3 protein-coding genes are annotated in these 2,802 nt (G+C 70.3%); all 3 read right to left on the bottom strand.

The annotated features are described in order from the left end of the window. Window positions 1-26: 26 nt before the first annotated feature. Complete coding sequence (locus tag EV699_RS19680) at window positions 27-1,394, bottom strand: NAD(P)(+) transhydrogenase (Re/Si-specific) subunit beta (protein ID WP_132546030.1); 1,368 nt, start codon at window positions 1,392-1,394, stop codon at window positions 27-29. 6 nt (window positions 1,395-1,400) lie between these two features. After that, window positions 1,401-1,685: an NAD(P) transhydrogenase subunit alpha part 2 gene (locus tag EV699_RS19685; protein WP_132546032.1), complete on the bottom strand. Its 285-nt coding sequence runs from the start codon at window positions 1,683-1,685 to the stop codon at window positions 1,401-1,403. Window positions 1,686-1,690: 5 nt separating this feature from the next. Beyond that, window positions 1,691-2,802 (bottom strand): NAD(P) transhydrogenase subunit alpha (locus EV699_RS19690; protein ID WP_132546034.1); only part of this gene is annotated, 1,112 nt, incomplete at its 5' end.

A 2,802-nucleotide genomic window follows, 5' to 3' on the forward strand; every position in this document is an offset into this window, starting at 1 on the left:
GCCGTCGCCCGCGCGGGGAGTGCCGGCTAGAGCGTCTTGACGTGGCTGATCAGCTCGGCGACGACCTTCTGGGCGTCGCCGTAGACCAGGCGGGTGTGGTCGAGGTAGAAGAGGTGGTTCTCGATGCCCGAGAAGCCCGCGCCCTGGCCGCGCTTGACCACCAGCACCTGCTTGGACTGGTCGGCGTTGAGGATCGGCATGCCGTAGATGGGGCTGTCGGGGTTGGTCTTGGCCACCGGGTTGACCACGTCGTTGGCGCCGATCACCAGGGTGACGTCGGTGCTGGCGAACTCGTTGTTGATCTCGTCGAGGTCGAAGATCTTGTCGTAGGGCACGCCGGCCTCGGCGAGCAGCACGTTCATGTGCCCGGGCATGCGCCCGGCGACCGGGTGGATGGCGAACTTCACCTCCACGCCGCGCTCCTCGAGCAGCTCGGCGAGCTCCCAGACCTTGTGCTGGGCCTGGGCGACGGCCAGGCCGTAGCCGGGGACGATGATCACCTTGGCGGCGTAGCACATCTGCACCGCGGCATCCATCGGCTCGCTCGCCTTGAGCGAGCCGCTGACCGTCTCCTCGGCCGCACCGCCGGCGCTGGCGCCGAAGTGCGAGAACAGCACGTTGCGGATCGGGCGGTTCATCGCCTTGGCCATCAGCTGGGTGAGCAGCGTGCCGGCGGCGCCGACCACGGTGCCGGCGATGATCATCGCCGCGTTCTGCAGCACGAAGCCCTCGAAGGCCACGGCCAGGCCGGTGAAGGCGTTGAACAGCGAGATCACCACCGGCATGTCGGCGCCGCCGATGGGCAGCGCCATCAGCACGCCGAAGGCGAGCGCGGCGAGGAAGAAGGCGACGATGGTGAACGCCCCCGGGTGGCTCTGCAGCACCACGCACAGCCCGAGCAGCAGCGCCAGCGCGAACACCGCGAGGTTGAGCCGCTGCTGGTGAGCGAAGCGCACCGCCTTCTTCATGCGCCCGTCGAGCTTGGCCCAGGCGATGACCGAACCGGAGAAGCTCACCGCCCCGATCAGCGCCCCGAGCGCGCCGAGCAGCGCCCCGCTGGCGCCGTGCGTGCTGCCCTTGAGCAGCTCCACCGCGGCGATGCACGCCGCCGCGCCGCCGCCCATGCCGTTGTAGATCGCGATCATCTGCGGCATGTCGGTCATCGCGACCTTGCGCCCGCTGGCCCAGGCGACGTAGGAGCCGACGCCGAGGGCGATGAGGATCAGCAGGTAATTGCCCATGCCCGGGTGCACGAGCGTGATCAGCGTCGCCAGCAGCATGCCCGCGCCGGCCCAGACGATGCCGCTGCGCGCGGTCTTCGGGCTGGACATGCGCTTGAGGCCGAGGATGAACAGCACCGCGGCGGCGAAGTAAACGAACTGGATCAACACCACGGCGGCTTACCCCTTGCTCGACTTGAACATTTCGAGCATGCGCTCGGTGACCACGTAGCCGCCGACGGCGTTGCCCGCGGCGAGCGCCACGCCGACGAAGCCGATGAGCTGCTCGAGGCCGCTGTCGGCGCCGCCGAGCGCCACCATCGCCCCGACCACCACGATGCCGTGGACGAAGTTCGAACCGGACATCAGCGGCGTGTGCAGGATCACCGGCACGCGGGCGATGACCTCGTAGCCGACGAAGCCGGCGAGCATGAAGATGTAGAGTGCAGCGAAGCCTTCGATCATGGCGGTCAGCCTCCCAGCAGGGTGCGGGTCGGGGCGTGGCGGATCTCGCCGGCGTGCGTCAGGCAGCTCCTGGCGATGACCTCATCGTCCCAGTCGAGCGCGAGCGCGCCGTCGCGGATGAACGGCGAGAGGAAGTTGAAGATGTTCTTCGCGTAGGTCTCGCTCGCGTGCACCGGGATCAGGCTGGGGATGTTGAGCGGGCCGTGGATGATCACGTCCTGGTGCTCGACGGTCTGCCCGGGCTGGGTGAGCTCGCAGTTGCCGCCGCTCTCGGCGGCCAGGTCGACGATCACCGCCCCCGGCTTCATCGCCTCGACCATCGCGCGGGTGATGATCAGCGGCGCCTGGCGCCCGGGGATCGACGCGGTGGTGATCACCGCGCTGGCCGCGGCGACGTGGCGCGCGAGCACCGCCGCCTGCTGCGCGCGCTCCTCGGCGGTGAGTTCGCGCGCGTAGCCGCCGCTGCCCTCGGCGGTCACGCCGGTGTCGATAAGCTTGGCCCCGAGCGACTCGACCTGCTCCTTGGCCGCGGCGCGGATGTCGTAGGCCTCCACCTGCGCGCCGAGGCGCTTGCAGGTGGCGATCGCCTGCAGCCCGGCGACGCCGGCGCCGACCACCACCACCTTGGCCGGGCGGATGGTGCCGGCGGCGGTGGTGAGCATCGGGAAGAAGAACGACGCGAGGCTGGCGGCCATCAGCGCCACCTTGTAGCCGGCGATCGAGGCCTGCGAGGACAGCGCATCCATCGACTGCGCGCGCGAGATGCGCGGCAGGAGCTCGAAGGCGAAGGCGGTGAGCGGGCGCGCGCACAGCGCCCGGACCAGCTCGGGGTGCTTGTGCGGGGCGAGGAAGCTCAGCACCACGGCGCCCTGGCGCAGGCGTGCGAGCTCCTCGGCGGTGGGGGGCTGGACCTTGAGCAGCACGTCGGCCTGGGCGTAGGCGGCGTCGAGGTCCTCGACGAGGGTGGCCTTGCCGGCGTAGTGCGCATCGGTGAAGTGCGAGCCGCGCCCGGCGCCGCACTCGACCAGCACCTCGGCGCCGAGCTTCTGGAAGCGCTCGGCCACGCTCGGATCGAGCGCCACCCGCCGCTCCCCCGGATGCACCTCTTTCGGTACCA

The organism is Plasticicumulans lactativorans (assembly GCF_004341245.1).
GTDB classification, from domain to species: Bacteria; Pseudomonadota; Gammaproteobacteria; order Competibacterales; family Competibacteraceae; genus Plasticicumulans_A; species Plasticicumulans_A lactativorans.